Genomic DNA, 23,092 nt, shown 5'->3' with positions numbered 1-23,092 from the left:
ATTAAATATATTAGTGTGGAAACAAATATATCTTTTTTTGATAAGCCTATCAATATATACTCAGTCTCTTTAAAAATAATGTTCTAAATACCATTATATTTTACATTTTTGAATTTAATCCAAGAGATAATTTAATATAGGTAACAAGGCTATGATTCATCATTCATTAGGTTTTCCAATCGAAACTGTACTGATGTTCGTCATTTTGGCTTTAACTGCGATTATAATTGATTTATATGCTCACCATAACGATAAACCCATTAGCCTAACCAGCGCAATATTATGGTCTTTATTCTGGGTTGCTGTTGCATTAGGTTTTGCACTTTATCTTTATCTTCACCATGGAAGTGAGATAGCAAGTTTATTTATCACGGGTTATGTGCTTGAAAAAGCGCTTTCAGTAGACAACTTATTCGTTATTATGGCGCTGTTTTCATGGTTTGCTATCCCTAACAATTATCGACATCGATTATTTTATTGGGGCGTAATTGGTGCGATTATTTTCCGAGCTATTTTTGTTGTAATAGGTACAGGTTTATTATCGTTAGGTCCTTGGATGGAATTGTTCTTTTCAGTAGTGGTTGCATTAACTGGATTTATGATGCTGAAAAACCAAGGTCAAGATGAAAAAATTAAAGATTATTCAGAACATTTTGCTTATCGTATTGCTAAACGAATTTTCCCCTCTTACCCTAAAATAGTTGGGCATCACTTTTTATTAACGCGAAAACAACTAAACGCGGAGTTAGCTAAGCCAGAAAACAAAGAGTTAATTCATAAAATGCCAAAAAGTGCCTTATATGCAACGCCTCTATTTTTATGTGTTGTGGTAATTGAATTGAGTGATGTTATGTTTGCATTTGATTCTGTTCCCGCAGTAATCGCGGTCAGCCAAGAACCACTCGTTGTTTATAGTGCAATGATTTTCGCTATTTTAGGGTTACGGACTATGTATTTTGTTTTAGAAGCAATGCAACAATATCTTGTTCATTTAGGCAAAGCTGTAGTCTGCCTACTATTTTTTATCGCAGCAAAACTGGCTTTAAATGCTAGCGACCATCTATTTAAATATGGTATTAACATTAGCCCTACTCTCAGCCTTTATATAGTATTAGGCATTTTATCTTTAGGTATTATTGCAAGTTTTATTTGGCCAAATAAATCCTAAAAAATAATAAGGGAATTGATAATCGGCAGTAAACCTGCCGATTAAAGATGAGAGCTATTGGCGTGTTGATGAACGAATAAAGTAACTCACACCTAAAATAATAAACCATAGTGGGGTTGCGATCAGTGCTTGGCGAGTATCAGCTTCAAATGTCAATAACACAATCACAAAAGCAAAAAACGCTAAACAAACATAACACATAAAAATTCCACCAGGCATTTTAAATTGTGATTCTTGATGCAAATTAGCTTTTTTACGGCGATAAGCAATATAGGAAATCAATATCAACGACCAAATAAACATAAATAAAATGGCAGAAATAGTCGTTACAATAGTGAATGCTTCCATCACATTTGGTACTAAATAAATCAGTACTACCCCACCGAACAAGCAGGTACATGAAAATAACAAACCATTAGCGGGGACTGAACGTCTTGATAATTTACCAAATGGTTCTGGTGCATCTTGTTTTTTAGCAAGACCAAACAACATTCGACTGGTTGAGTAAATACCACTATTGGCTGAAGAAGCCGCCGAAGTTAATACCACAAAATTGATAATACTTGCCGCAGCAGGTAAGCCAATCAAGGTAAATAGTTCAACAAATGGGCTTTTATTGGGTGAAATAAACTGCCAAGGTGTTACACTCATGATAATAATCAAGGCAAAAACATAGAAAAAGATAATTCGTGCTGGCACTGAATTAATTGCCCTTGGTAAATTTTTATTTGGATCTAGTGTTTCAGCCGCTGTAGTTCCAACAAGCTCAATACCAACAAAGGCAAAAATTGCAATTTGGAAACCAGCAAAAAATCCCATCGTACCATGGGGAAAGAAACCACCATACTCCCAAAGATTAGAAAACGCAGCCGTAGTATTGGTTTGTTCTGAATGATAAGCCGTGAAGACTAAAACAAGTCCAATAGCTATCAAGGCTAAAATGGCCACTATTTTGATCATAGAAAACCAAAACTCAGTTTCACCAAACATCCTAACAGTTAACAAATTCAAAGTTAAAAGCACAATAACTGTAAGTAGCATTGGGATCCATGCTTGTAGTTCTGGAAACCAGTGTTGAGCATATCCTGCGATAGCAACAACATCTGCAATTCCGGTAATTACCCAACAAAACCAATAAGTCCAACCAGTAAAAAAACCAGCCCAAGGACCCAATAAATCGTTAGCAAAATCACTGAATGATTTATAATTTAGGTTGGATAATAAAATTTCTCCCATTGCCCGCATAACAAAAAATAAAACAAACCCAATAATCATGTACACAAAAACAATAGATGGTCCGGCAAGGCTGATTGTCTTCCCAGAACCCATAAATAATCCCGTACCAATTGCACCACTTATTGCTATTAGTTGAATATGTCTACTGGAGAGATTTCGTTTAAGATCATTATTTGAAGACGTACTGTTCATCGTATCGATTACCTGTCGTTTTTACAATTTTCGTTTTTTTATAAGAAGTAAAGGACTATAAAGTCTACAGCGCTAAATCGCAAGCTCAATCACATGAAAAATTTTTATAGCAATATCATAATTATTGGTAGTTTCTTATAATAGAATTGTGTAGCATAACCAACCATATCATTTAACTTATTACAATAAATTATCAAGATGAAAGAAAACAAATTTCACATTTATCTATTATGTTTAGCATTTATCATGTCACTACTTGCTGGCTGCCAGAGTGATCCTAATTCATCAAGTAAACAATTTAAAGACGGTAAACTACCACATGATTTAAATGCCAGTCGTCCGTATTTAGCTGTGCCTGTAAATATTTCTGACTATACGATTCAAATTGAAAAAATAAAAACAACATCGCCTTCTTTGTATCGTAAAAATGAACATATTTATAAAGCCGTTGATGCTTGGATTAATCGCTCATTGGGCTCAGCAGAATTCCATAAAGTGGGTCTAAAAAGTTATGAAATGGCTGGTAAAGATGGATATGGTAATGTACATCTAACCGGTTATTACACTCCGGTTATTAAGGCTAGATACCAACCAACTGGTGAATTTAAATATCCAATTTATAGAATGCCAACCCAATCTAAAGGGCAGTTACCAAGTCGAGAACAGATCTACAATGGCGCATTAGCTGGAAAAGGACTGGAGATCGCTTATAGTAATTCATTAATGGACAATTTCATAATGGAAGTCCAAGGAAGTGCCTATATCGATTTTGAAGATGGTAATCCGCTTGTTTTCTTCTGTTATGGTGGAAAAAATGGCCATGGCTATTCAAGTATAGGACGCTTATTGGTTGAATCAGGAGAGATCGCTAAAGAAGATATGTCTATTCAATCCATAAGAGATTGGGCAAAAAGTAAGAGTGAAAAGAAAGTCAAAGAGCTATTAATCCAAAACCGATCATTTGTGTTTTTTAAACCGCAATATAACGCCGAAGTAAAAGGTGCAGCAGCAGTACCTTTAGTTGCCAATGCAGCAGTGGCATCAGATAAAACATTAGTCCCAACCGGTTCAGTTGTATTAGTTGATGTACCACTGCTTGATAATGATGGTCAATATCGTGGAAGGCGGGAAGTTCGTTTAATGGTTGCGCTTGATGTTGGCGGGGCAATTAAAGGCCATCACTTTGATCTTTATCTAGGTATAGGAAACAAAGCAGGTAAACAAGCAGGTTATTACAATCATTTTGGTCGAGCTTGGGTGATACAACCTTAACCAACCAACATCGACGCCATCAAAAGAACCTGCTAGAATAAGATAAAAAGCAGACTTTAAGGATAACTTATGAGATTATGTGACCGTGATATTGAAGCATATTTAGATAGTGGTAAATTAAAAATCACGCCACAACCTGCATCAAGTTGTATTAATGGAGCAACAGTAGATGTTCGATTAGGTAATCAATTTCGTACTTTCAGAGAGCATACAACACCTTATATTGATTTAAGTGGACCTAAAGAAGAAGTTGCAGCCGTTCTAGATCGCGTTATGAGCGAAGAGATGATATTAGCTGAAGGTGAAGCATTTTATTTACATCCTGGCGAACTTGCTTTAGCAGTGACACTCGAATCAGTTACTATTCCTGATGATTTGGTTGGCTGGTTAGATGGCCGTTCATCATTAGCTCGCTTAGGACTTATGGTACATGTTACTGCTCATCGTATCGATCCAGGCTGGCATGGACAAATTGTTTTAGAATTTTACAACTCAGGAAAGATACCAGTAGCACTTAGACCTGGTATGACTATTGGTGCATTAAGTTTTGAAACACTTAGTGGACCAGCTTCTAGACCATATAATCGCAGACAAGATGCAAAGTATAAAGACCAACATGGCGCTGTCGCCAGTCGTATTGATAAAGACTAATACAGTTCATAACCTTAATAAAGGACATTAATATGATAAAAAAAATATTGGTTACGCTATTTATCTTAATTTTGGTCATTGTTATCAGTATCGCTTCCCTTATTATATTTGTTGATCCTAATAATTTTCGTGGTTACATCTCACAAACAGTGAAAGACAAAACAGGGTATGAACTGACTATAGAGGGCAATCTACGTTGGCATATCTGGCCTCAAGTTAGTATTTTAACTGATTCGGTTAAATTATCCGATAGCGGTGCAACAAAACCTCTTTTAACCGCTGACAACATGAGGCTTGATGTTGAGCTTCTTCCTTTGTTTTCAAAAAATTTAGCAATTAAAAATGTATTTATTAAATCAGCAACAATCAATATTACGGATGAAAGCAAAGGTGAAAATGCTAAAAATAGCACTCAAGCTATAACTAATTCTTCTGAAAAACAACCATCTGAAGATAAAAAAAATCCATCTGATTGGAAGTTCAGTTTAAATAAGTTTGAAATAGCGGATAGTACAATTGCATTTCAGCATAATCGTGATTTGATAAATTTCAGAAATATTAATCTGTTATTAGAAAAAAATAACGATAAAAACCTTTCTCTTGAACTCAATGGGAATATCGATAAAAACCAGCAAGACTTATATTATTCATTAAACGCCAATATTGATTTAGCCCAATTCCCTGAAAAAGCAGTTATTGATTTAAAAAAATTGGATTACACGTTTAACGGCATAGTCAATTCAGAAAAAGAGATAAAAGGTAATGTAACTGGCGTATTTAATTATCAAAAAGCACCAATGCAATTGGATAGCCAAAATTTGGTTTTCTCAATTAACGATAATGATTTTACAAGTAAGATCAATGTCCGTTTTGATAACAAACCGGTGATCGATTTCCAATTAAATTCAAATAAATTTGATTTAACACCTTTTATCCAAAAAAATGAAAATTCAACGAAAAGTACTAACGTTCAACAAACTTCACCAGTTGTATCGAATGTTTCCAAAAATGATAATGAATTAAGTATGCTTAATTCATTTGATGGAAAAGCAAAAATAAATATCAAAGAAGTCAAAGCGGATAAAATTGCATTAGGTAATTTGAATGTTGAAGTTGACAATCAAGATGGTATAGCAAACTTAAAAAATCTAACTTTCAATTTTGCAAATGGGCAAATTGCTGCCAACGGCACCGCTAATGGTAAACAAAAAAACCCACAAGTTAAATTGAATACTAAAGTTAGCAATATCAATTTAAGCTCATTTTTTACGCAGATGAATATGGCTTATGATCTTGATGGTATATTCAATGCTTCTGGAGTATTAGAAGCCAATACATTATCAACAACTAAATTATTAGAGAACATTAAAGGTAATGCTAATATCGTCATTACTAATGCTAAACTAAATAATATTAACATCCAAAGCATCATCGAAAATGCCGCCGCGAAATATAGCAATGGTAATATAAATTCTGAAAATCATAAAAAATATACTGAGTTTCATAAAATCACAACCAATGCTTATATAAATCAAGGTAACATTGATCTTAATTCACTCAATGCAAACTCTGAAACATTAAATGTAATAGATAGTTCAGGAAGAGTGGGAATGGTTAATCGTGATTTAGATGTTAATCTAAATATAAAAATATTAGGTGGTTGGAATAGTAAAAGTGAAACTATTGCAAAACTACAAAAAGTGACTATACCACTACGTATATATGGTCAATTTTCTAATTTACACTATCAACTAGATATTGCCAAAATAGTATCTGATGTGCTTAGTGATAAATTACAACAACGTTTAGATAAGCTACGTGATAAATTAGAAAACAATGGTTCCAGAGATAAAGATAAATCTAGACAAAAAGCAGTTGATATTTTAGGTGAATTTATCAAGAAATAAATATTTGATGAAATAATGATAATAGATATAAAAAAGGTGAGCTAAATAACTCACCTTTTTTTATTCAATTAATCTATTTGATTATAAAATGAATTTGCTTAAATCTTCATCAGCAACAAGTTTATCAAGATGATCGCTGACATATTTAGCATCAATTGTAATGGTTTGACCACCCAATTCACTAGCTTCGAAAGAAACCTCTTCCATCAAACGTTCAAGCACAGTATGCAAACGGCGAGCACCGATATTCTCATTTTGCTCATTAACTTGCCAAGCAGATTCAGCAATTTTACGAATCCCATCTGGTGTAAAATCAATATTAACACCTTCTGTTGCCATTAATGCTTTATATTGCACTGTTAACGACGCATTAGGTTCCGTTAAAATACGCTCAAAATCTTCACTAGTTAATGCTTGTAATTCAACGCGAATTGGTAAACGTCCTTGCAGCTCAGGAATCAAATCTGAAGGACTCGCAGTTTGGAACGCACCTGATGCGATAAACAAAATATGATCAGTTTTTACTGAACCATGTTTAGTTGAAACAGTACAACCTTCAACAAGTGGTAGTAAATCACGTTGAACACCTTCACGTGAAACATCAGGACCAGATGAATTACCACGCTTACACACCTTATCGATCTCATCGATAAACACAATACCATTTTGCTCGACAGCTTCAATGGCTTCGTGTTTAAGATCATCGGGATTAACCAATTTAGCAGCTTCTTCTTCAATTAGCTGTTTCAAGGCATCTTTGATCTTCATTTTACGAGCTTTGGTTTTTTGACCACCTAAATTTTGAAACATTGACTGCAGTTGATTGGTCATCTCTTCCATACCTGGCGGTGCCATAATTTCAACACCAATATTAACGCCAGCTATTTCAATCTCAATTTCCTTATCATCAAGAGCGCCTTCACGTAATTTTTTTCTAAATGCTTGTCTAGCAGTTGAATCATTATTGTTTTCAACTTGCCCCCAACCATCTTTTGCTGGCGGTACTAGCACATCTAAAATACGTTCTTCAGCTAATTCTTCTGCTCTATTACGATTTCGTTCAATTGCTTCTTGACGAATCATCTTAACAGCAGAATCGGTAAGATCACGAATGATTGAGTCAACTTCTTTACCTACATAACCAACTTCCGTAAATTTTGTGGCCTCTACTTTGATAAATGGAGCATGTGCAAGTTTAGCTAATCGTCTTGCGATTTCTGTTTTACCTACCCCTGTTGGGCCTATCATAAGAATATTTTTTGGGGTAACTTCATGACGTAATGCTTCATCAAGTTGCATACGACGCCAGCGATTACGTAAAGCAATAGCAACAGAACGTTTTGCTTTATCTTGTCCAATAATATGTTGGTTTAATTCGCTTACAATTTCGCGAGGAGTCATTTCAGACATAATAATATTTCTCTTAAATCAGTTTTAATTAGTAATTAAGCTCTTCAATAGTTTGGAAGTTATTGGTGTAAACACAAATGTCACCAGCTATTGATAGCGATTTTTGTACAATATCATGCGCAGATAATGAAGTATTATCTAATAAAGCTCTTGCAGCAGCTTGAGCATAAGGTCCACCAGATCCAATCGCAATCAGATCATCTTCTGGTTGAATAACATCCCCTGTACCAGTAATAATTAATGATGCGGTTTCATCAGCTACAGCAAGTAATGCTTCTAACTTACGCAACATCCTATCGGTTCGCCAATCTTTGGCTAGTTCAACTGCCGCTTTAGTTAAATGGCCTTGATGCATTTCTAATTTACGTTCAAATAATTCAAATAAAGTAAAAGCATCTGCTGTACCTCCAGCAAATCCTGCTATCACTTTATTATTGTATAAACGGCGAACTTTTCGAGCATTACCTTTCATAATAATTCGTTCACCTAATGTAACTTGCCCATCGCCTCCAATAACGACTTGACCTTCACGACGGACACTGACAATTGTTGTCATATTCTGCTCCTTCTCTTACTAAAACACTTAATTCGGAATGAATAGAGAATATATTGGGATGATTAATAAATTTTCAACATCTGATTATTAAAATGCGAAATATTTATTTATTAATAGATGAAATGGTTAAATATCGTATTAAGATTTAAGCAGTTCAGATCTTACTTATTTGGGTTGGAAATCAATAGTCATTGTTTTAACTTCATTGTATAACTTACTAGAAGGTTTTGGTATAACCGCTAATTTAGTAGCTGCTAATGCCTCTCGACATAAATCAGCATCACCTCCTTTTGAGGTGACATTCAGCAATAATCCATCAGGTGCTATCTGGATTTGCAATGTACAAGTTTTTCCTCGATAAAGATTTTGCGGATTAATAAACTTATTACTAATTGCATTTTGTACTAACGATCTATATTTATTTAATTCGCCATCTGAGACACCTTTACGACTAGCTGCACCACCGGAAACATCAGGAGAGCCTGATGTGAGACCACCTAAGAGCTCATTAAGCGCTTTATCCTTTTTTGCTTGCTCAGCCCTTTTTGCAGCTGCGGCCTTCTCGGCGGCAGCTTTTTCTGCAGCAGCTTTCTCAGCGGCAGCTTTTTCTGCAGCGGCTTTCTCAGCAGCAGCCTTTTCAGCAGCAGCTTTTTCTGCAGCGGCTTTCTCAGCAGCAGCCTTTTCAGCAGCGGCTTTCTCAGCAGCAGCTTTTTCGGCAGCAGCTTTTTCAGCAGCGGCTTTCTCTGCAGCGGCTTTTTCTGCAGCAGCTTTTTCGGCTAATTCTTTAACTTGTTTGTCTAATTGCTCTTGACGCTGTTGATTTGCTTTTTCCTGATTAACTTGCGCCTGCAATTGTCTTTGATATTGTTCGGTCATAACTGACGGATCAATCATGATTGCATCAATAGAATTACCATTAATACTACCGTAATTTTCTCCATTATCATCAGGAATAAATTGATATCCTAAAACAATAATCAATATACCATGTAAAATAATGGATATGATAACTGGTAGACTTAGTTTTGATCTTAACTTGTTAGACATTGCTGACATTTTTTATAATTATTAATTTAAATTGGTTGAGTCATCAAACCGACCGATTTAACACCCGCAGATTGAAGCAAATTCAAAGCTTTTATAATTTCTTCGTAAGGAACTTGTTTAGCTCCACCGACTAAAAACACTGCTTTATCATTTAATGACATTTGCTGTTTAACTTCTGCAACAATTTGCTCTTGAGGTATATTCGATTGTCGATTTTGGTCAATAATTATTGCATAAACACCAACTCCGGAAACCTCAATAATAATTGGTTTATTATCGGAAGGTGAAACAGTTTTTGACTCTGTCGCTTCAGGCAGATCAACTTCAACACTTTGACTAATAATTGGGGCTGTCGCCATAAAAATCAATACTAATACAAGCAATACGTCAAGTAACGGTACAATATTGATTTCTGATTTGGTTGAATAGCGTGAACGTCTACTCATAATTATTTCCTAACAGCTACTGCTTGACGTTGTAAAATTGTAGAAAACTCATCAATGAAGTTCAAATAGTTTTGTTCCATTCGACTTACACTTAATGATAATCGATTATATGCTAATACAGCTGGAATCGCCGCAAACAAACCAATAGCTGTTGCAATTAACGCTTCCGCAATACCTGGTGCAACCATTTGTAATGTAGCTTGCTTAACTGCGCCAAGTGAAATAAAGGCATGCATAATACCCCACACAGTACCAAAAAGACCAATATATGGACTGATTGAACCGACTGTTCCTAAGAATGGAATATGCAATTCTAAGTTATCTAATTCACGATTCATTGCTAAACGCATTGAACGAGATGCGCCATCTAATGCAGCTTCTGGCATATTTGGATTAATTTGATATAAACGAGAAAATTCTTTAAATCCCGAATAGAAAATATGTTCTGTGCCACAGATCTCTTCTTTATTGAATTTTGCTTTATCAAAGAGCACATTTAAGTCTTCGGCAGACCAAAAACTATCGTCAAACTGTTCGACTTGTTTTTTTGCTTTGCTTAAAATTTTGCTACGTTGGAAAATGATAGCCCAAGACATTACCGAAAATGCTAATAACAATAACATAACACCTTGTACTAAAAGTCCAGCTTGTAAAAATAGATCAATAATATTGAGATTATCCACTTAAATTAACTCCAAAACTAATAACTTGGGAAGCGCACACGGCTTCATTTTAGTCATATTGACACAAGCAATAACGACATCAGCGCTGCTGATAATTTGCTTATTCTGGTTTAAAATTGTCTGTTTAAAAATAATAGACGCCTTACGAATTTGCTCAACCTTAGTGCTGATAGTTAGCATGTCATCTAAACGGGCTGGAAAATCGTAGCTAATATCCATCTTTTTGACAACAAATGCAATACCTTCCTGTAATAACTTTTGCTGACTAATATCAAGATGTCTTAGCATTTCCGTTCTAGCTCGTTCAAAGAAGGCTAGATACCTAGCATGATAAACTACTCCGCCAGCATCTGTGTCTTCATAATAGACTCTTGCATTCCAATTGAATTGTTTCATATTTTATAATTTGAACAAAAAATTTGCGTCATTATATATGATTATAAAATTCGCTGCACTATGATATAAAAATAGTTAAATGAAAACAATTATCATTTGTTAATTATTTGTCTAATATACAGCCCTATAACTAAAAAGGTGGCAATTTGCCACCTTTTTATCTATTTTATGACTCTTTAGTTTCTTTATCGTTATTTTCAAGCCAAAGTCCTGTAACAACTGCAAGCATACAAGCTGCAATTAATCCTGCTAACCATAGAAAGTAATACATAATAAATCCTTAATAAAGTGAATGTTTATTATTTTCAATATGATTTTTATCTAAACGGCCAAACATCTTAATGTAACACCATGTGGTATAGAACAGAATGAGTGGTACAAAGATTAGTGCTACACCAAACATGATATTAAGTGTTAATTGGCTAGAAGATGCGTCCCAAATTGTCAAACTCGCATTTGGCATAATGCTTGAAGGAATGATGAATGGGAATGTCGCAATACCATATGTCAGTAATACACAAGCAATGGTTAGTGCAGAAGATAAAAACACTAATCCATTTTTATTTAAACTAGAAAATAAAATAGTAAATAAAGGTAATAAAACACCTAAAGCTGGTACAACCCATAATATTGGATAGTTCATGTAATTTTTTAACCATGAAACATCTGTCGAAACAGTTTTGCTCAATGGGTTTGAAACACCATTAGGATCTATAGCGCTAGTTACCTCATAACCATGAATACCGAAGGCAACCCAAACTCCAGCTAATACAAATGCAATTAACATAATTAAACTAGCTATTTGAGTTGCTTTTCTTGCTCTTAAATAAAGTTCACCAGAAGTTTTCATTTGCAACCAAGCACCACCATGAGCAACGATTAACATTAAACTCACAACACCTGCTAATATTGCAAATGGGTTAAGTAAACCAAAAAATGACCCATCATAAAAAGAGCGATAACTATTATCAAATCTAAATGGAACGCCTTCTAACAAGTTTCCGAATGCAACACCGAAAACAAGAGCAGGAACAAAGCTACCTAAAAAGATTGCGATATCCCACATATTACGCCATTTAGAATTTTCTAATTTACTACGATAATCAAACCCAATTGGTCTAAAAAACAGTGCACATAACACCAAAATCATCGCAATATAAAATCCGGAAAAAGATACCGCATAAGCCATAGGCCAAGCAGCAAAAATACCTGCACCACCAGTAATTAACCAAACTTGGTTACCATCCCAGTGTGGTGCTATTGCATTTATCATAATACGGCGTTCAGTATCAGTTTTGCCAATAAATGGTAGTAAGATACCAACACCCATATCAAAACCATCGGTGACAACAAAAGCGATTAACACAACGCTAATCAGCACCCACCAGGTGACTCTTACAATTTCATAATCAATCATTGTATATACTCCCTATGCCTTATTCTGATATCGATTGTGTTTTTTCATAATGATAGCTGCCAGTACCTAAAGAGCTTGGTCCTAATCGAGCAAACTTAAACATTAAGAACATCTCAGCAACTAAGAACATTGTATAAAGTCCACAAATAAGAACCATAGTGAATAGTACTTCACCTGGAGTTAATGATGAATTAGCTACTCCAGTTGGCAATATGTCTTGAATTGCCCAAGGTTGACGACCATATTCTGCAACAAACCAACCACATTCACATGCTAGCCAAGGGAATGGGAGTGATAAAAGAAGTAAACGGCATAACCAACGTTTTTCACCAATTTTATTTTTGTAAGTTGACCATAAAGCAAGACCAGTACCTAAAATCATTAATAAACCAAAGCCAACCATTCCTCTAAATGCCCAGAATAAAGGCCATACAGCGGGGATTGAATCTTCAGTCGCTGCTTTAATATGTTCTTCAGTAGCTTCTGGAATTGTTAGGTTATCTTTATCGGTAAAACGTTTAACTAGGTAACCATAGCCTAAATCAACTTTATTATCTTCAAAGGCTTTTAATACCGCAGGGTCTTTATCACCTTTTTGAATTTTTTCTAAATTTGAATACGCTAAAATACCATTACGAATTCGAGTCTCATTAACCGCTAAAATATCTTTTAAACCAGTTACTTTGGTATCTAATGAGCGAGTTGTCATAATTCCCATCGCATAAGGAATTTCAACCGCAAACAAGTTCTCTTTTTTCTCTTGTGAAGGGAACGCAATAACGTTGAACGACGCAGGTGCTGGCTGAGTTTCCCATTCAGCTTCAATTGCAGCTAATTTAACCGGCTGTACAGTAGTCATTTCATGACCAGCTTCATCACCCATAATAGCGACCACAATTGACATAATAAAACCAAATACTGCAGCTACAGCAAAAGAGCGCTTAGCAAATGGTAAATCACGTTTTTTGAGTAAATAATATGAACTAATACTTAAGACAAAAATAGCACCAGTTAAATAACCCGCTGCTACGGTGTGAACGAATTTATATTGAGCAACAGAATTGGTAATTAACTCAAAAAAACTTTGCATTTCCATTCTTGAGTTAATCGGATTAAAGTCTGAGCCGACAGGGAACTGCATCCAACCATTGGCAACTAAAATCCAGAGCGCAGAAAGATTAGAACCAAAAGCCACACACCAAGTGACCATTAAATGCTTGCCACGGCTTAATCTATCCCATCCAAAAAAGAATAAACCAACCATGGTTGATTCTAAGAAAAATGCCATTAATCCTTCTATTGCAAGCGGTGCACCGAAAATATCACCTACATAATGCGAATAATAAGACCAATTTGTACCAAACTGAAATTCCATAGTTAAACCAGTAGCAACACCAACAGCGAAGTTGATACCAAATAGTTTACCCCAGAATTTAGTCATATCTTTCCAGACTTGCTTACCACTAACAACGTATACCGTTTCCATAATTGCAAGCATAAACGCCATACCAAGCGTTAATGGTACAAAAATAAAATGATACATCGCAGTGAGTGCAAACTGAAGGCGTGACAGTTCTACTATATCTAACATAAAGCGCTCCCTTATCCTTAAATGCCCACAAATTTTGTAACGTTATTATTGTACAACAAAATTTAATGAATAAAAATTGATTAATGTCAAAAAAATAAAACTTAAAAATGTTTTTTTATTGCTTCACCAATTTGAGCTAAGCTACTTACAACAGTAACACCTGCTGATTGCAGTGCTTTAGTTTTTTCTGCTGCGGTACCTTTATTGCCAGAAATGATTGCACCTGCATGTCCCATACGTTTGCCGGCTGGGGCCGAAACACCAGCTATATAAGCAACTACAGGTTTAGTAACATTATGTTTAATATAATTGGCGGCTTCTTCTTCTGCGCTACCACCAATTTCACCAATCATAACTATTGCTTCTGTTTTAGGATCTTGTTGGAGTAATTTTAATATTGAAATAAAATCACTGCCGGGAATGGGATCACCACCGATTCCGACGCAAACGGATTGGCCTAATCCAATATCGGTTGTTTGTTTAACTGCTTCATAAGTTAGCGTACCTGAACGCGAAACAATCCCAACTTTACCAGCTAAATGAATATGTCCAGGCATGATACCAATTTTACACTCATCAGGAACAATAATTCCTGGGCAATTTGGACCAATCATCACAACATCATTTTGGGTTAATTTTTCTTTAACAATAAGCATATCCAAGGTTGGAATGCCTTCTGTAATACAGACGATTAATTTTATACCTGCATCAATGGCTTCTAAAATTGAATCTTTACCAAAAGCAGCGGGAACATAAATAACGGTTGCAGTTGCACCGGTTGCTTCAACTGCTTCTTTAACGGTATTAAAAACAGGTAAACCTAAATGTGTCGTACCACCTTTGCCTGGTGTTACACCACCAACTAATTTAGTACCATAAGCCAGTGCTTGTTCAGAATGGAATGTACCTTGGCTGCCAGTAAATCCCTGACAAATAACTTTTGTATCTTTATTAATCAAAATTGACATAGTAATTATTCTCCACCCATTCTCTTATTGTGCAACACTGACGATCTGTTGGGCTGCATCGACTAAACTTTTTGCGGTAATAACATTTAATTTACTTTTAGCTAAAATATCTCTTGCTAGTTCCGCATTATTACCTTCAAGACGAACGACAACAGGAACAGTCAAACCTATTTCCTTAATTGCATCAATAATGCCATTAGCAATAAGATCGCAGCGAACAATACCACCAAAAATATTGACTAATATTGCTTTCACATTTTTATCAGAAAGTATCAATTTAAAGGCTTCGGCAACCCGTTCTTTTGTCGTGCCACCACCAACATCTAAAAAGTTTGCTGGCTCACCACCATAAAGTTTAATCATATCCATAGTTGCCATAGCAAGGCCTGCGCCATTAACCATGCAACCAATATTGCCATCTAAAGATACATAGCTAATGCCTTGTTTAGCCGCTATCGACTCCCGTTCGTCTTCCTGTGTAGTATCTCTTAATACGACTAAATCAGGATGTCTAAACATAGCATTATCATCTAGCACAACTTTAGCATCTAGGCAGATTAATTCTTGTGTATCGGTAATAACTAAAGGATTGACTTCTGCTAAAGAAACATCTTTTTCAATGAAAAGATTAGCAAAATTAACAAATAATTTAGCGAATTGATTGACTAATTTACCGGTTAAGCCAAGTTTAAAAGCTAACTCTCGGCCTTGATATCCGCATGGTCCTGTTAAAGGGTCGAGTGATATTTTATGAATTAAATGTGGCGATTGCTCAGCGACTTTTTCGATCTCAACACCACCTTCGGTAGATGCCATAATCACAATGCGTTTTGTACTACGATCAACAACCGCCCCTAAATAAAGCTCTTTCTCTATATTAGACGCTTTTTCAATTAAAATTTTATTAACTGGTTGCCCTTTAGACGTTGTTTGATAAGTCACTAAATATTGACCTAACCATTTTTCAGCAAACAATCTAATTTCATTAAAATCTTTAGTACAAATTACCCCACCTGACTTACCACGTCCACCTGCATGAACTTGGCACTTTGCTACCCAAGCATTAGATTGAGAAGAGAGCTCAGCCAATGTATCTTGTATTTCATCGATTGAATTACACACATAACCTTCTGGCACTGGCAAATTATATTGTTTAAATAGGTGTTTTGATTGATACTCATGCAGATTCATAAATAATTCCGAAACGTCGATTGCCATAAAATAGTGGCTAATTTTAATTCAAGTTGAAAAAATTGTGTAGTAAATAATTACTTATGTTTGGAGTAATTGAGAATTATTGCTGATAACTACCGACAGTGTTATACTCAAAACATGTATATTGTAAAAACAGTAAAGGTAAAAATATGGCACAAGTTGGAATTTTTTTTGGTAGTGACACAGGCAACACAGAAAATGTAGCTAAACAAATCCAACAAATTTTAGGTACAGACAAAGCAGATCTTTTTGATATCGCAAAAACAACAAAAGAACATATCGAAAAATATGACTTCTTATTTTTTGGTATTCCAACTTGGTATTACGGTGAGTCTCAAGCGGATTGGGATGATTTTTTTCCTAACTTAGAAAACGTTGACTTTAATGGCAAAACAGTCGCAATATTTGGCTGTGGTGACCAAGAAGATTATGCTGAATATTTTTGTGATGCAATGGGAACAATTCGCGATATTATCGAACCTAAAGGCGCAAAAATTGTCGGTCATTGGTCTACTGAAGGTTACAGTTTTGAAGCATCTAAAAGCTTAGTTGATGACAACCACTTTGTAGGTTTAGCAATTGATGAAGATCGCCAACCAGAATTAACAGAAGAAAGAATTAATAATTGGGTAAACCAAGTAAAAACCGAAATGAATATTTGATCTATCAGAGTGATTTATTTTATTTTCCGTTCATATTTTATAATATGCCTAATTAATTAACTAAATTGGAATGTAATATGACAAATCATGATAAAGATAACAATGCAGCACTCAAAAGTGCGGGTTTAAAGGTTACGTTACCGCGATTAAAAATTTTAGAATTACTACGCGATCCTTCATGCCAACACATTACTGTGGAAGATCTTTATAAAAAACTACTTGATATGGGCGAAGAGATTGGTCTTGCTACTGTATATCGTGTATTAAATCAATTTGATGATGCGGGTATTGTAACACGCCACAATTTTGAAGGAGGAAGAGCCGTTTTTGAGCTTGCCTCACAAAAACATCATGACCACTTAATTTGTTTAGATTGTGGAGAGGTTTTTGAATTTCGAGACGAAATTATCAACAAACGTCAAAAAGAAATTGCAGAGCAATATGGCGTGGAACTCACCTTTCATAGCTTATATCTTTATGGTCATTGCAAATCAGGTAACTGTAAAACTCATCCGGAACTTCATACAAAAAAATAAGCCTATTTAATAGGCTTTTCACTTATTGAGAACTCTTACTTTTATCTTTCAGGTTAATAATTAAATGAAGCAGCTATTAAATTTTATACCACTTATCGTCTTTTTTATATTTTTAACAATTTACGATATTTTTGTTGGCGTACAAGCCTTGATGGTTTCAGCAACCATCTCATTTTTAATTATTCTTGTTATGTATAAAAAAATTGATAAAGTCGAGCTCGTCTCCTATCTGATGATAATGATTTTTGGTGGCATAACACTTTATACGCAAAATCAAGACATAATTAAATGGAAAGTAACCATCATAAACTTCTTATTTGCTGCTGCATTATCTATTAGTCAGTTTGGTTTCAAAAAAAATCTACTACAAAAAATGTTAGGTAAAGAGATACATCTCGATATCGCTATTTGGAATAAACTCAACTTGATATGGATCGCTTTTTTTACGGTTTGCGGTTCATTTAGCCTAGTTGCAACCTATTATGCATCAAGTGATTTCTTCTGGATCTTCAAAGTATTTATTTTACCGATTGCATCATTAGTCATGTCATTGATATCGGGCATTTACATCTATCGGCATATGAATAAAATGGCTGATAACGGATAAAAAAATATAAGTAGGAGTACTTTCAACATGACGCAAGATAACCCTAATGGACAACTCGTTTTACGCACTTTAGCCATGCCAGCAGACACCAACCCTCATGGCCATATATTTGGCGGGTGGATAATGTCACAAATGGATTTAGCCGGTGGTATTTTAGCTAAAGAAATTGCTAAAAGAAGAGTAGTAACAGTAAATGCAAGTAGTATCACCTTCTACAAACCAGCAATGGTTGGCGATGTTGTTTGTTGTTATGCACATTGTATAAAAACCGGTACAACATCCATTACAATTGGTATTGAAGTTTGGATAAAAAAAATAACAGATGCTGACAATGCAACACAACGCTTCTGCATTACTGACGCGACATTTACTTATGTTTCTGTAGATAAACATAATAATCCAAAACCGTTGCCTGAAATATTTCAAAATTTCGATTGTACTAAAGACCCAATTAGTAAACTAAACTTAAGTTATAGCTGATAATTATGCAATTTACATCATTTCATGCCTTAGTAAGTACATTAATATTTCTTGTTTACTGGTTGCTTATTGTGTCAACCACCTTACGTATTGTCTTTAAAAGACGACCAACCACTTACGTAATCGCATGGATGTTAGTAATATATATATTACCTATAATTGGTGTCATTCTCTATTTTGCACTAGGTGAAGCTCATCTTGGTCAGCAAAGAGCTAAACGTGCGCAAAGAATGCGCCCGACTATTACAAAATTTATTAATCGGTTAAGTGATTTTCCTGACATCTTTACCACCAAAGTCAGCCAGGTTAGTAAACCCATTTTTCAACTCTGCAAACATCAAACAGGTCTTGATGGGATCAGAGGCAACCACATTGAATTACTGAGCAATACCGATGCCATTTTTGACCAACTAATTCAAGACATAAACCAAGCCAAGTCAAATATCGAAATGGTCTTTTACATCTGGAACGAAGGTGGTAGAGCTGACGATGTTGAACAAGCGCTTATACAAGCCACTCAACGAGGCGTCACCTGTCGCCTAATGATTGACTCAGCCGGTAGTCGACATTTTATCCGCTCCAAAGCCAGCCAAAGAATGCGAGACGCAGGCATAACCATCATCGAAGCATTGCAGGTTAATCTATTAAGATTTATGTTTAGACGACTTGATTTACGACAACATCGAAAAGTCGCCATTATTGACAACTACATCTCATATACTGGTAGCATGAACATCGTAGATCCACGATTCTTCAAACAAAATAAACATGTTGGGGAGTGGGTTGATATCATGATCAGAATGTGTGGTCCAGTAACCACACTAATGGGTGCAATATACGCCAGTGACTGGGAACTAGAAACAGGAAAATATTTAGCCCTTCCTCAAATTACTGATTTCGCAGAGCCGCCAGAAGATAAAAAACATATTATGCAACTGATTGCTTCAGGTCCTGGTTATACTGAAAACATGATCCATCAGGTACTCTTAACCGCAATCTACTCAGCTCAAGAACAAATTATATTCACAACGCCATATTTAGTACCAAGTGATGATATTTTACATGCAGTATGTACAGCCGCTCAACGAGGTGTTGAAGTAATCATCATCGTCCCTAAAAAGAATGATTCGCTAATGGTCAAATGGGCAAGTCGAGCATTCTTTTCTGAATTATTAAACGGTGGGGTTAAGCTTTATCAATTTAACGATAATTTACTCCATACCAAAAGTGTATTAATCGACAACCAACTTAGTTTAGTTGGAACCGTTAACTTAGATATGCGAAGTTTATGGCTCAATTTTGAAATCACAACGGTAATTGATGATGCACAGTTTGCAAAATCACTATCTACACTGTTAGAACAATATTTATCACAATCAGACAAAGTGGATATTGAAAAATGGAAAAAACGACCAATCTGGCAACGGATTGTTGAAAGACTATTTTATTTTTTTGCTCCATTGCTCTAAACAATCGTTGTAAAAATTAACGTTTGAGTAACCTTTGAAAAGATAGATATTAGTAACCTTTTTGCGAAACATCAGGCAAAAACAGATTATCTGCAATACGGAAAACGTTAGATTCAATTGTTCCATCTTCATTAAGCTTAATTTCACGCCAGCCTGGAGCTTCATCATTAGATAATTGAAACTCATAACAATTTGGCTTGAATTGAAAACAAGTAGATGGTGTAGAAAACGCGTGGCAATTATGCCAAACATGATCTTGTTGTTGATGAATATGCCCCCAACCAAGACCTTTTATTGAAGGAAATTTTTTAACGATTTCCTCAAGTTCATTACTATTTTTTAAAATATGCTCATCTAACCAATGACAACCCGAATTAATAGGATGGTGATGCAAAAAGACCATCACATTTTTATCAGTATGAGCTAATAACGTCTTTTCAAGAAATTGCAACTCAGATTGAGGTAACAAACCACATGCCTGACCAACAACTTGGCTATTTAAAAGCACAATCAACCAATTATCACCTAGCGATACCACTTTATTTTCAGCCAGTTGGTAATTCGAAAAAACTTCCTGCATATAACTAAAATTATCATGATTACCAGCCAACCAAACACATGGCGTATTAAACTGCTTAATCTGCTCGGCAAAGCGGGCATAGGATTTCTTGGAACCATCTTGCACAAAATCACCTGTTGCAACGATCAAATCATACTTTCTATTACCGCGCTTAATTTCATTAATAACCGATAAAAAACTCGCATTTGACTTAATGCCTAATAAAGCACCATCCTCATCAGCAAACAGATGTGTATCAGTAATATGCAAAATATTTGCACAATGCTTATTCTGTATTTGAAGCGTTAAAAGTGACGCCAAAATCTACCTCAATAATTATATATATGAAATCATGCCAGCAATAGAATTGATATTGTGATCAACATCACAATTTTTTATTTTTAAATCATGATGTTATACTAAATTGTAAAATAAAATTTATTTTTAGGGAAGCAATAATTTCCTGAATTTAACAAAAATAGCTTATTTCCACTCATTTCTTAGTGTCAAATGATTAAGTTGTAACCATTGTAATGCAATAATTGATGCCGCATTATTAATTACGCCTTCTTCAACCCACTTATAGGCTTGCTCACGGCTGACTACATGAACCTTGATATCCTCGTTTTCTTCAGCTAAACCGTGCACACCTTTTGCGGTTGAAGCATCAACCTGACCAACCAAAACATGTAACTTCTCAGTTAAACCACCTGGTGATGCAAGATAACTAATAATTGGCTTACATTGCCCAACAACAATACCCGCCTCTTCCAAGGCCTCTCGTTTTGCTACTTCTTCAATCGACTCATTCTCATGATCCATCATCCCGGCAATCAACTCTAACATCCAAGGCGAATCTTCTGTCTCAATTGCAGCTATCCGAATTTGCTCAATAAGCACAACTTCATCACGCTTATCATCATATGCTAAAAGCACCACAGCATGGCCACGCTCCAGAATTTCGCGACTCACCACCTCACTGACTGAACCATCAAATTTACGGTATTGAAAACGGTATTCCAATAACGAAAAAAAGCCCTTATATAAAATGCGTTTAGTTAAATTAAAAACATCTTTCTTGTTAAAAAGCACAGGTTTAAATTTCATATCAAATTCTCAATTTTAAGCTAAATTTTAATAAAAAGTGCGAATCACGAATAAGTATACTTTCTATATGCTAATTATCTGTTAAAATTATGCAATTGAAAATATTATTCTATTTTATTGCTTTTAAAGAGAAGATTAATGAAAAAAACTTTAACCTTTTTAATTGGCTTAGCATTAAGTCAATCTGTGTTTGCTGAAAACTTAGTACAGGTTTATGAACAAGCGAAACAAACCAACCCAGATCTACGCAGTTCATTAGCTGAAAAAGATAAAGCTTACTCAGCAATTTCAGGTTCTCGTGCAAGCTTACTTCCGCAAGTTGGCCTTAGTGCTTCTTATGGTGTAGCACATGGACGTCGAGACGATAGCGGTGTTAAATCTAAAAGCGGTAGCTTATACCAAGTTGGTGTATCACAAAGTATCTTTAATTTTTCTAATTGGAAAGCGTTAGATATCACCAAAAAACAAGCCACTATTGCGGATATCTCTTATCAATACCAAGGCCAAACATTAATTTTAAACACCTCGGTAGCCTATTTTAACGTATTAAAAGCCCTTGATGCATTAAGCTTTATCGATGCACAGAAAAAAGCAATTGGTCGTCAATTAGAACAAACTCGCCAACAACATCAAGTTGGGCTAGTTGCTATTACCGACGTACAAAATGCTCAAGCAAATTACGACTTAACTGTTGCACAACAAGTTAATGCATTAAATGATTTAAATAATGCGCTTGAAGCATTACGCCAAGTAAGTGGACGCTTCTATTCTCAACTTGCCAGCGTTGACACTAAAACCTTTAGAACTGAGCAACCAACTCAAATCAACACATTGTTAAAACAATCTGAAACCACTAATCTCAATTTATTAACAATGAAGTTAAACCAAGAGATTGCTCGCGACCAAATCAAAATGGCTCAATCCGGTTTTATGCCTACTGCTAGCTTAGAAGCATCAACCAACCTAAATAAAAGCGAGAGTTATGGTGATACCAATTACAAGCGTCATACTGCCGGTAAAAAATATGCAGGTGATAACAGAATTGGGGTTAGCGTTAGCTTACCACTATTCTCTGGTGGCGCAACAGTATCACAAGTACAACAAGCACAACACAGCTTCGTAAGCTCAAGTGAAAAACTTGAAAGTACTAATCGTAGTGTGATTAACCAAATCCGCTCATCTTACAACAACATCTCATCATCGATCAGTGCGATTAAAGCTTATCAACAAGCGGTTGTTTCAGCACAAAGCTCATTAGAAGCAACCTCTTCTGGATACCAAGTGGGAACACGTACTATCGTTGACGTACTTAACGCAACAACACAACTGTATAGCTCAAAACGAAATCTTTCTGATGCTAAATACAACTATTTAACAAGTTTATTACAGTTAAAATATGCAGTTGGAACCTTAACGGCAAGTGATCTAGATTACCTAAACAATATGTTAGGTAAAGAAGTAAGCACACTTGCAACAATAAAATAATTCAATAAAAATTAATAAAAAAGCGATCATCA

At 35.2% G+C, this 23,092-nt stretch carries 24 protein-coding genes; 10 read left to right on the top strand and 14 right to left on the bottom strand.

Annotated elements, in window-relative coordinates; all coding sequences use genetic code 11:
* Nucleotides 1-151: 151 nt before the first annotated feature.
* Nucleotides 152-1,168, top strand: a complete 1,017-nt coding sequence (locus J3U23_RS01335; RefSeq protein WP_267338244.1) for a TerC/Alx family metal homeostasis membrane protein — start codon at nt 152-154, stop codon at nt 1,166-1,168.
* A 54-nt stretch (nt 1,169-1,222) separates the two neighbouring features.
* On the opposite strand, the gene cycA is transcribed toward J3U23_RS01335, so the two are convergent.
* Nucleotides 1,223-2,596, bottom strand: a complete 1,374-nt coding sequence (gene cycA, locus J3U23_RS01330; protein ID WP_267331218.1) for a D-serine/D-alanine/glycine transporter — start codon at nt 2,594-2,596, stop codon at nt 1,223-1,225.
* A 198-nt stretch (nt 2,597-2,794) separates the two neighbouring features.
* On the opposite strand from cycA, the gene mltA reads away from it, so the two are divergent.
* From mltA to asmA, 3 genes are all read left to right on the top strand, one after another.
* The gene (mltA, locus tag J3U23_RS01325) at nt 2,795-3,868 is read left to right on the top strand and encodes a murein transglycosylase A (protein WP_267338243.1); all 1,074 of its coding nucleotides are present in this window, start codon (nt 2,795-2,797) and stop codon (nt 3,866-3,868) included.
* 69 nt (nt 3,869-3,937) lie between these two features.
* Entirely contained in the window at nt 3,938-4,519 is a 582-nt protein-coding gene (dcd, locus tag J3U23_RS01320; RefSeq protein ID WP_065562238.1) for a dCTP deaminase, read from the top strand.
* 32 nt (nt 4,520-4,551) lie between these two features.
* A complete protein-coding gene (gene asmA, locus J3U23_RS01315; RefSeq protein WP_267338242.1) occupies nt 4,552-6,426 on the top strand; it encodes an outer membrane assembly protein AsmA in 1,875 nt (624 codons plus the stop codon).
* 81 nt (nt 6,427-6,507) lie between these two features.
* Here the strand turns inward: asmA and hslU are convergent, their stop codons facing one another.
* The 11 genes from hslU to sucC all read right to left on the bottom strand — a co-directional run bounded on the left by hslU (nt 6,508) and on the right by sucC (nt 16,131).
* Nucleotides 6,508-7,836, bottom strand: coding sequence for an HslU--HslV peptidase ATPase subunit (gene hslU, locus J3U23_RS01310; RefSeq protein WP_065734269.1), 1,329 nt, complete (start codon nt 7,834-7,836; stop codon nt 6,508-6,510).
* 28 nt (nt 7,837-7,864) lie between these two features.
* A complete protein-coding gene (hslV, locus tag J3U23_RS01305) occupies nt 7,865-8,392 on the bottom strand; it encodes an ATP-dependent protease subunit HslV (RefSeq protein ID WP_065562241.1) in 528 nt (175 codons plus the stop codon).
* Between the two features lie 165 nt (nt 8,393-8,557).
* Nucleotides 8,558-9,439 carry a cell envelope integrity protein TolA gene (gene tolA, locus J3U23_RS01300; protein ID WP_267338241.1) on the bottom strand — a complete coding sequence of 294 codons (882 nt, stop codon included), beginning with the start codon at nt 9,437-9,439 and terminating at the stop codon, nt 8,558-8,560.
* A 26-nt stretch (nt 9,440-9,465) separates the two neighbouring features.
* The gene (gene tolR, locus J3U23_RS01295) at nt 9,466-9,885 is read right to left on the bottom strand and encodes a colicin uptake protein TolR (protein WP_086364301.1); all 420 of its coding nucleotides are present in this window, start codon (nt 9,883-9,885) and stop codon (nt 9,466-9,468) included.
* Between the two features lie 2 nt (nt 9,886-9,887).
* On the bottom strand, nt 9,888-10,568 hold the full coding sequence (gene tolQ / locus J3U23_RS01290) for a protein TolQ (RefSeq protein WP_065734266.1): 681 nt from the start codon (nt 10,566-10,568) through the stop codon (nt 9,888-9,890).
* Complete coding sequence (ybgC, locus tag J3U23_RS01285; protein WP_065734265.1) at nt 10,569-10,964, bottom strand: tol-pal system-associated acyl-CoA thioesterase; 396 nt, start codon at nt 10,962-10,964, stop codon at nt 10,569-10,571.
* Nucleotides 10,965-11,130: 166 nt separating this feature from the next.
* Nucleotides 11,131-11,235, bottom strand: a complete 105-nt coding sequence (gene cydX / locus J3U23_RS01280; RefSeq protein ID WP_065562246.1) for a cytochrome bd-I oxidase subunit CydX — start codon at nt 11,233-11,235, stop codon at nt 11,131-11,133.
* Nucleotides 11,236-11,244: 9 nt separating this feature from the next.
* Entirely contained in the window at nt 11,245-12,381 is a 1,137-nt protein-coding gene (gene cydB, locus J3U23_RS01275) for a cytochrome d ubiquinol oxidase subunit II (protein ID WP_065562247.1), read from the bottom strand.
* 19 nt (nt 12,382-12,400) lie between these two features.
* Complete coding sequence (locus J3U23_RS01270) at nt 12,401-13,972, bottom strand: cytochrome ubiquinol oxidase subunit I (protein WP_065734264.1); 1,572 nt, start codon at nt 13,970-13,972, stop codon at nt 12,401-12,403.
* 101 nt (nt 13,973-14,073) lie between these two features.
* Nucleotides 14,074-14,940 (bottom strand): succinate--CoA ligase subunit alpha, encoded by an 867-nt coding sequence (sucD, locus tag J3U23_RS01265; RefSeq protein ID WP_065562249.1) that lies wholly within the window; start codon nt 14,938-14,940, stop codon nt 14,074-14,076.
* Between the two features lie 24 nt (nt 14,941-14,964).
* Nucleotides 14,965-16,131 carry an ADP-forming succinate--CoA ligase subunit beta gene (gene sucC, locus J3U23_RS01260; protein WP_065562250.1) on the bottom strand — a complete coding sequence of 389 codons (1,167 nt, stop codon included), beginning with the start codon at nt 16,129-16,131 and terminating at the stop codon, nt 14,965-14,967.
* Between the two features lie 173 nt (nt 16,132-16,304).
* Between sucC and fldA the strand changes: the two genes are divergently transcribed.
* From fldA to cls, 5 genes are all read left to right on the top strand, one after another.
* Nucleotides 16,305-16,817: a flavodoxin FldA gene (fldA, locus tag J3U23_RS01255; protein WP_065562251.1), complete on the top strand. Its 513-nt coding sequence runs from the start codon at nt 16,305-16,307 to the stop codon at nt 16,815-16,817.
* A 77-nt stretch (nt 16,818-16,894) separates the two neighbouring features.
* Complete coding sequence (fur, locus tag J3U23_RS01250) at nt 16,895-17,353, top strand: ferric iron uptake transcriptional regulator (RefSeq protein WP_065562252.1); 459 nt, start codon at nt 16,895-16,897, stop codon at nt 17,351-17,353.
* Between the two features lie 64 nt (nt 17,354-17,417).
* A complete protein-coding gene (locus J3U23_RS01245; protein WP_220225071.1) occupies nt 17,418-17,960 on the top strand; it encodes an inner membrane-spanning protein YciB in 543 nt (180 codons plus the stop codon).
* Nucleotides 17,961-17,987: 27 nt separating this feature from the next.
* Nucleotides 17,988-18,440: an acyl-CoA thioester hydrolase YciA gene (gene yciA / locus J3U23_RS01240; protein ID WP_065562254.1), complete on the top strand. Its 453-nt coding sequence runs from the start codon at nt 17,988-17,990 to the stop codon at nt 18,438-18,440.
* Nucleotides 18,441-18,445: 5 nt separating this feature from the next.
* Nucleotides 18,446-19,909, top strand: a complete 1,464-nt coding sequence (gene cls / locus J3U23_RS01235; protein WP_267330098.1) for a cardiolipin synthase — start codon at nt 18,446-18,448, stop codon at nt 19,907-19,909.
* A 49-nt stretch (nt 19,910-19,958) separates the two neighbouring features.
* On the opposite strand, the gene cpdA is transcribed toward cls, so the two are convergent.
* Together cpdA and nudF are read right to left on the bottom strand one after the other, a co-directional pair.
* Nucleotides 19,959-20,789: a 3',5'-cyclic-AMP phosphodiesterase gene (gene cpdA, locus J3U23_RS01230; protein ID WP_267338240.1), complete on the bottom strand. Its 831-nt coding sequence runs from the start codon at nt 20,787-20,789 to the stop codon at nt 19,959-19,961.
* A 162-nt stretch (nt 20,790-20,951) separates the two neighbouring features.
* Nucleotides 20,952-21,575 carry an ADP-ribose diphosphatase gene (gene nudF / locus J3U23_RS01225; RefSeq protein ID WP_267338239.1) on the bottom strand — a complete coding sequence of 208 codons (624 nt, stop codon included), beginning with the start codon at nt 21,573-21,575 and terminating at the stop codon, nt 20,952-20,954.
* A 138-nt stretch (nt 21,576-21,713) separates the two neighbouring features.
* Between nudF and tolC the strand changes: the two genes are divergently transcribed.
* Nucleotides 21,714-23,060 carry an outer membrane channel protein TolC gene (gene tolC / locus J3U23_RS01220; RefSeq protein WP_267338238.1) on the top strand — a complete coding sequence of 449 codons (1,347 nt, stop codon included), beginning with the start codon at nt 21,714-21,716 and terminating at the stop codon, nt 23,058-23,060.
* Nucleotides 23,061-23,092 lie beyond the last annotated feature (32 nt).

Origin of the sequence: Gilliamella sp. B3367 (genome assembly GCF_026536825.1) — a bacterium.
GTDB lineage: Bacteria > Pseudomonadota > Gammaproteobacteria > Enterobacterales > Orbaceae > Gilliamella > Gilliamella apicola_E.
Note: the sequence above shows the minus strand (reverse complement) of the source record. Positions and strands in the feature narration are given on the sequence as shown.

What these genes read in the sequence shown, in the direction of transcription:
- yciA (WP_065562254.1), top strand. Translation starts at nt 17,988, where the DNA reads ATGACGCAAGATAACCCTAATGGACAACTCGTTTTACGCACTTTAGCC.
- tolA (WP_267338241.1), bottom strand. Translation starts at nt 9,439, where the DNA reads ATGTCTAACAAGTTAAGATCAAAACTAAGTCTACCAGTTATCATATCC.
- cydB (WP_065562247.1), bottom strand. Translation starts at nt 12,381, where the DNA reads ATGATTGATTATGAAATTGTAAGAGTCACCTGGTGGGTGCTGATTAGC.
- J3U23_RS01245 (WP_220225071.1), top strand. Translation starts at nt 17,418, where the DNA reads ATGAAGCAGCTATTAAATTTTATACCACTTATCGTCTTTTTTATATTT.
- dcd (WP_065562238.1), top strand. Translation starts at nt 3,938, where the DNA reads ATGAGATTATGTGACCGTGATATTGAAGCATATTTAGATAGTGGTAAA.
- asmA (WP_267338242.1), top strand. Translation starts at nt 4,552, where the DNA reads ATGATAAAAAAAATATTGGTTACGCTATTTATCTTAATTTTGGTCATT.
- J3U23_RS01270 (WP_065734264.1), bottom strand. Translation starts at nt 13,972, where the DNA reads ATGTTAGATATAGTAGAACTGTCACGCCTTCAGTTTGCACTCACTGCG.
- fur (WP_065562252.1), top strand. Translation starts at nt 16,895, where the DNA reads ATGACAAATCATGATAAAGATAACAATGCAGCACTCAAAAGTGCGGGT.
- tolR (WP_086364301.1), bottom strand. Translation starts at nt 9,885, where the DNA reads ATGAGTAGACGTTCACGCTATTCAACCAAATCAGAAATCAATATTGTA.
- cycA (WP_267331218.1), bottom strand. Translation starts at nt 2,596, where the DNA reads ATGAACAGTACGTCTTCAAATAATGATCTTAAACGAAATCTCTCCAGT.
- nudF (WP_267338239.1), bottom strand. Translation starts at nt 21,575, where the DNA reads ATGAAATTTAAACCTGTGCTTTTTAACAAGAAAGATGTTTTTAATTTA.
- hslU (WP_065734269.1), bottom strand. Translation starts at nt 7,836, where the DNA reads ATGTCTGAAATGACTCCTCGCGAAATTGTAAGCGAATTAAACCAACAT.
- tolC (WP_267338238.1), top strand. Translation starts at nt 21,714, where the DNA reads ATGAAAAAAACTTTAACCTTTTTAATTGGCTTAGCATTAAGTCAATCT.
- hslV (WP_065562241.1), bottom strand. Translation starts at nt 8,392, where the DNA reads ATGACAACAATTGTCAGTGTCCGTCGTGAAGGTCAAGTCGTTATTGGA.
- ybgC (WP_065734265.1), bottom strand. Translation starts at nt 10,964, where the DNA reads ATGAAACAATTCAATTGGAATGCAAGAGTCTATTATGAAGACACAGAT.
- sucC (WP_065562250.1), bottom strand. Translation starts at nt 16,131, where the DNA reads ATGAATCTGCATGAGTATCAATCAAAACACCTATTTAAACAATATAAT.
- fldA (WP_065562251.1), top strand. Translation starts at nt 16,305, where the DNA reads ATGGCACAAGTTGGAATTTTTTTTGGTAGTGACACAGGCAACACAGAA.
- cls (WP_267330098.1), top strand. Translation starts at nt 18,446, where the DNA reads ATGCAATTTACATCATTTCATGCCTTAGTAAGTACATTAATATTTCTT.
- mltA (WP_267338243.1), top strand. Translation starts at nt 2,795, where the DNA reads ATGAAAGAAAACAAATTTCACATTTATCTATTATGTTTAGCATTTATC.
- J3U23_RS01335 (WP_267338244.1), top strand. Translation starts at nt 152, where the DNA reads ATGATTCATCATTCATTAGGTTTTCCAATCGAAACTGTACTGATGTTC.
- sucD (WP_065562249.1), bottom strand. Translation starts at nt 14,940, where the DNA reads ATGTCAATTTTGATTAATAAAGATACAAAAGTTATTTGTCAGGGATTT.
- cydX (WP_065562246.1), bottom strand. Translation starts at nt 11,235, where the DNA reads ATGTATTACTTTCTATGGTTAGCAGGATTAATTGCAGCTTGTATGCTT.